This is a genomic window from Corallococcus praedator (genome assembly GCF_003612125.1).
Lineage (GTDB): Bacteria > Myxococcota > Myxococcia > Myxococcales > Myxococcaceae > Corallococcus > Corallococcus praedator.
The window spans coordinates 1-4,888 of sequence record NZ_RAWI01000553.1; the positions used below are offsets into that span (position 1 = coordinate 1).

Annotated in this window: 6 protein-coding genes; 2 read left to right on the plus strand and 4 right to left on the minus strand. The window is 68.8% G+C overall.

What is annotated here, in order from left to right; translation table 11 throughout:
- Positions 1-441 (plus strand): response regulator (locus D7Y13_RS38530; RefSeq protein WP_147452599.1); only part of this gene is annotated, 441 nt, incomplete at its 5' end.
- Between the two features lie 13 nt (positions 442-454).
- Here D7Y13_RS38530 and D7Y13_RS38535 read toward each other — a convergent pair.
- The 3 genes from D7Y13_RS38535 to D7Y13_RS38545 all read right to left on the minus strand — a co-directional run bounded on the left by D7Y13_RS38535 (position 455) and on the right by D7Y13_RS38545 (position 2,941).
- Positions 455-1,150 (minus strand): suppressor of fused domain protein, encoded by a 696-nt coding sequence (locus D7Y13_RS38535; protein WP_120531716.1) that lies wholly within the window; start codon positions 1,148-1,150, stop codon positions 455-457.
- A 92-nt stretch (positions 1,151-1,242) separates the two neighbouring features.
- Positions 1,243-2,439 (minus strand): GNAT family N-acetyltransferase, encoded by a 1,197-nt coding sequence (locus D7Y13_RS38540; RefSeq protein WP_120531715.1) that lies wholly within the window; start codon positions 2,437-2,439, stop codon positions 1,243-1,245.
- 91 nt (positions 2,440-2,530) lie between these two features.
- Positions 2,531-2,941 (minus strand): winged helix-turn-helix transcriptional regulator, encoded by a 411-nt coding sequence (locus D7Y13_RS38545; protein WP_120531714.1) that lies wholly within the window; start codon positions 2,939-2,941, stop codon positions 2,531-2,533.
- A gap of 107 nt (positions 2,942-3,048) precedes the next feature.
- On the opposite strand from D7Y13_RS38545, the gene D7Y13_RS38550 reads away from it, so the two are divergent.
- Positions 3,049-3,906: an SDR family oxidoreductase gene (locus D7Y13_RS38550; protein ID WP_120583537.1), complete on the plus strand. Its 858-nt coding sequence runs from the start codon at positions 3,049-3,051 to the stop codon at positions 3,904-3,906.
- A gap of 69 nt (positions 3,907-3,975) precedes the next feature.
- On the opposite strand, the gene D7Y13_RS38555 is transcribed toward D7Y13_RS38550, so the two are convergent.
- Complete coding sequence (locus D7Y13_RS38555; RefSeq protein WP_120531712.1) at positions 3,976-4,773, minus strand: acyl-CoA desaturase; 798 nt, start codon at positions 4,771-4,773, stop codon at positions 3,976-3,978.
- Positions 4,774-4,888 lie beyond the last annotated feature (115 nt).

Consider the following 4,888-nt stretch of genomic DNA (forward strand, 5'->3'; position numbering starts at 1 on the left):
CCCCAGGTCCCCGCGGTGCGGGAGGCCGACGGGCCCCAGCGCAAGCGCGTGCTGGTGGTGGACGACGAACCGCAGCTCACCTCGGTGCTCAAGCGCATGCTGGGCCGGCAGCACGACGTGGTGGTGGCGCACAGCGGCCGCGAGGCGCTAGCGCTGTTGGAGCAGGACGACGCCTTCGACCGCGTCTTCTGCGACCTGATGATGGCGGACCTGACCGGGATGGACGTGCACGCGGAGCTGTCGCGGCGCCGGTCGGAGGTGCTCTCGCGCTTCGTGTTCATGACGGGCGGCAGCTTCACCGAGCGCGCCCGCACGTTCCTCCAGGCCGTGCCCCTGCCGCGCATCGAGAAGCCCTTCGAGCCGGGCCTCCTGCTGGCGCTGGTGGACGCCTCACCGCCGCGCCCGGGGGCCGTCGTCCGGCTCCCCGCGCGCGAAGGTTGAAGGTGGGCGGGGACTACAGCTTCAGCTCCTCCCGCTCCGGCCGGGTGATGTACGCGGTGCTCGGGTTCGCCGGGTCCGCCAGCTTCTGCAGCAGCTTGTCCATGCCGTTGGAGCGCGAGAAGGCCATCTCGTTCTTCGTCACGCCCACGAGCGTGAGCAGCTCCACCTGGCCGCTGGGCAGGGTGAAGTGGCTGGGGCGCGTGGAATCCTTCACGAACACGAAGCCCGAAAGCTTCGTGTCACCGCCGGTGAGGGTGCCGTCCACCGGGTAGCGGTGCCCCATGGCGAACAGCCGGGCGCACACGAGGTTGTAGGCCATCATGTCCATGAGGCGCAGGATGGGCCAGCGCTCCTCCTCGGGCGTGTGGATGACCATCTCGTAGCCCAGGCCACTGCGCGCGTCGTCCGCCAGCTCCTCGCCGGGCGACACCGTGAAGGGGTTGGACAGGCCGCTCGTGACGTAGGTCCAGTACGGGTGCTCGGGGCTGGGCGGCGCCACGCGCACGCCCATGGGGAGCCAGTTCGGATCCAACGCCTGACCCTGCGCCAGCTCGCTCTCCAGCCACCCCTCCAGCACGCCGGTGCCTTCCAGGAGGTCTACTTCCTCGCGGATGGCACCGAACAGCTTCGGGTACTCCACCTCGTCACGGTCGGCCCAGCAGTCTTCGTACCACTGGATGAAGTCTTCGTCGGTCTCCGGGACTTTCATGGGGCGGACTCTAGAGGTTCACCCCGATTTCACAACTTCATCCGAGCGCCGTCGTCATCCGGCCGGTGGGCTGGCGGACAGACGTTCAGGATTCAGGTTCCGGTGGACCCGGGGGCGACGGGGGGCGCGGGGTTCCAGGGCTTGAGGCCGCAGATGCGTTCGGCCTCCTCCACCGCGGGTGTCAGTCGCATCCGCTCCATGCGCAGGAAGCCCCGGACGGCCTTGTCCAGGCGCTTGTCGAAAATCAGGTGGGCGCTGTGCACGGCGGTGGGCTCGAAGCCGCGCGACACCTTGTGTTCGCCGCCCGCGCCGGGCTCGAACACCTTGCGGCCCCTCTGGATGCAGTCGTCCACGGACTGGTACAGGCAGACGTTGAAGTGCAGGAAGGGGTGCTCCTGCGTGCAGCCCCAGTACCGGCCATAGAGCCGCTCCGGGGTGACCAGGTTGAAGGCCCCCGCGATGACCTGACCGTCCTTCACCGCCTCCACCATCTCCACGGACTGGGGGAGGTGCTGGAAGACGCGGTCGAAGAAGCCCGGGGTGAGCTGCACCTGGCCCCAGGCGTGGCGCTCGCAGGTGGAGGTGTAGAAGGTGTACGCGCGCTTCGCGTGCTCCGGGCCGAGGTCCGCGCCCCGCACGGTGCGCAGCTGGATGCCCTGGGGGCCCGCGGCGGCGCGCTCGCGCTTGAGCTGGTGGCGGCGCTTGGAGTCGAAGCGGGCCAGGTAGTCGTCGTAGCTTTGATAGCCCGGGTTCTTCCAATGGAACTGGAGGGTGATGCGGCGCGCGAGCCCGGCCTCCTCCAGGAAGTCGGCCTCCTCGTCGGTGGGGTAGAGCACGTGCACGCCGGAGCAGCCCGCGTCTTCTGCGCTCTGCACCGCGGCCTCCAGCAGGGCCCGGCGCAGGACGGAGGCGTCTTCTCCCGGGGCGGTGAGGAAGCGCGGCACGGTCGCGGGGGACAGGGGGCCGCCCACGAGGAGCTTGGGGTAGTACTCCACGCCCAGCTGGGCGGCGGCGTTGGCCCAGCCGAAGTCGTAGATGTATTCGCCCATGCTGTGGAACTTGAGGTAGGCGGGCGCGGCGGCGACCAGCTTCCTGCCCCGCCACAGCGTCAGGTGGTGCGGGGCCCAGCCGGTCTCCTCGGTGGCGCTGCCGCTCTCCTCCATGGCGGACAGCCACGCGTGGCGCACGAAGGGGGGCGCGCCGGGGGCGATGAGCGCGTCCCATTGGGCGGCCGGGACGTCGTGGATGGCATCGAGGATGCGGACCTGGAGCGGGGTGTCGACGGGCACGGGGGCAGTCTTAACGCGAGCCCGCGCCCTTCGCTTCCGTCCGTTCCGCTGGCTGGCGTCCGGGGGAGGGAGCGCGGGACGCCTGCTCGGGTCAGGAGGCCTTCTTGCGGCTGACTTCCTGCGTCCGGGCGGCGAGCACGCGGTGCATGTTCTCTTCGATCCAGGTGGTCAGGCCCTTCACGTGTTCAGCGACCTCCTGGCCCAGGGGGGTGAGGCTGTAGTCCACGTGGGGGGGAATCACCGGGTGGGCCTCGCGCAGCACGAAGCCGTCCTGCTCCAGGGCCTGGAGCGTCTGGGCGAGCATCTTCTCGCTCACCCCGCCCACCTTGCGGCGCAGCTCGCTGAAGCGGTGGGTGCCCTCCTCCCGCAGCGCGATGAGCACCAGCACGCCCCAGCGGCTGGTGATGTGTTCCAGCACCCCGCGCGACGGACACACGGGCGCGTAGAGGTCCCCGCGCTGCTTCACCTTCGCCAGCAGTGTACTGCCCTTGCTTGCCTTCATGATTGACACTTACCACAAGGTACGTACTTACGAAAAGTGAGTACCCCCGTTAGGGTTAGTGCCAGTTCGAATCCACGCGCACGGCGCGGGAAGAAAGAGGCACGGCCATGATCGTCGTCACTGGAGCCACGGGGAAGCTGGGTCGGTTCGTCGTCGAGGGGCTCTTGAAGAAGGTGCCCGCGAACCAGGTCGCCGTGGCGGTGCGCGACCCGGAGAAGGCGAAGGATTGGACGGCGCGCGGGGTGCAGGTGCGCAAGGTGGACTACAGCCAGCCGCAGACGCTGGAGGGGGCGTTCGGGAAGGGGGATGTGGTGTTGCTCATCTCCGCGAACGAGGTGGGCAAGCGCTTCCCGCAGCACTCGGCGGTGTTGGAGGCGGCGAAGAAGGCGGGCGTGAAGCGGCTGGCGTACACGAGCGCTCCATACGCGGACACGTCGGGCATCAAGTTGGTGGGGGAGCACAAGGCGACGGAGGAGGCCATCAAGGCGTCGGGGGTGCCGTACACGTTCCTGCGCAACGGCTGGTACTTCGAGAACTACACGGACAACCTGGCGCCGGCGCTGGAGTACGGCGTGGTGCAGGGCAGCGCGAAGGACGGCCGGGTGGCGGCGGCCAGCCGCAAGGACTACGCGGACGCGGCGGTGGAGGTGCTCACGGGCACGGGCCACGAGAACCAGGTGTATGAGCTGGCGGGTGACACGGCCTTCACGCTGACGGAGTACGCGGCGGAGGTGTCGCGCCAGTCGGGCAAGAAGGTGGCGTACGTGGACCTGCCGGTGCCGGAGTACTCGGCGGCGCTGGTGAAGGTGGGGCTGCCGCAGGTGTTCGCGGACATCCTGGCGGACGCGGACGCGGGGCTCGCGAAGGGTGAATTGTACAACGACAGCCACACGCTGAGCCGGCTCATCGGGCGGCCGACGACGAAGCTCGCGGACGCGGTGGGCGCGGCGCTCAAGGCGCACTGAACCCGGAAACGACGACGGGGGAGCAGTCCCAGAAGGACGGCTCCCCCGCATGACTTCAATTCCGGAACCTCAGGCTGTCTGCGCCCCGCCACTGCTCTGGCGCGCCACTTCGCGCGGCTCCGGGTACACCGCGCGCTGGGGCGTGGTGATGCGGATGACGCCCAGCTTCGACAGCACGCGCATCACCTGCCACGTGGGGTCGATTTCAAAGGCGCGCGCCGCGAAGTTCGGGCTCGCGCCGAACTTGTGGTGGTTGTTCTGGAACAGCTCGCCCATGCACAGCACGTCCACCGGCAGCGTGTTGCGCGACTGGTCGCTGCCCTTGAAGTTGCGGTAGCCGTACTTGTGCCCGCACCAGTTCACGATGGCGCCGTGCACCGGCCCCATCACGAAGTGCACCGGCAACAGCAGGAACATCCAGGGCGACGTCGCGAACGCCACGTAGAACGCCGTGTACAGGCCCACCCACACCAGCGGCGCCCACCAGGACTGGCCCAGCGTCTTGTCCACGAGCGGCCACTCCGGATACCCACCCTCGAAGCGCGGCTCCGGCTTCACGGTGCCCTTCACGAAGCCGTCGTAGCGCTTCTTCGTGTGCAGCATCATCCGCAGCGCGTCCTTGAAGAAGTGCGGAGAGTGCGGGTCCTTCTCCGTGTCGGAGAAGGCGTGGTGCTCGCGGTGCAGGATGGCGTACGCCTTCGGCGACAGGTACGACGAGCCCTGCACCAGGTAGGTGAGCAGGTGCATCACCTTCTCCGTGCGCGGCCCCATGCTGTACATGCGGTGCGCCGCGTAGCGGTGCTGGAAGAAGCTCTGGAAGAAGACGCAGAGCAGCCAGTGACTGATGAAGAAGATGACGATGGCCATGACTCTCCCGTGCTGTCAGACCAGGGGTAACACTCCGGCTGTCACGGCAATGTCAGCGCTCGTCACGGCGGCGGCAGCGCCCGGCCCCCCCGGGCCGCCCCCGGACGACCGACAC

Bases quoted from the DNA above. Each gene is read 5' to 3' on its own strand.
- D7Y13_RS38535 (WP_120531716.1), bottom strand. From the start codon at position 1,150: ATGAAAGTCCCGGAGACCGACGAAGACTTCATCCAGTGGTACGAAGAC.
- D7Y13_RS38545 (WP_120531714.1), bottom strand. From the start codon at position 2,941: ATGAAGGCAAGCAAGGGCAGTACACTGCTGGCGAAGGTGAAGCAGCGC.
- D7Y13_RS38550 (WP_120583537.1), top strand. From the start codon at position 3,049: ATGATCGTCGTCACTGGAGCCACGGGGAAGCTGGGTCGGTTCGTCGTC.
- D7Y13_RS38555 (WP_120531712.1), bottom strand. From the start codon at position 4,773: ATGGCCATCGTCATCTTCTTCATCAGTCACTGGCTGCTCTGCGTCTTC.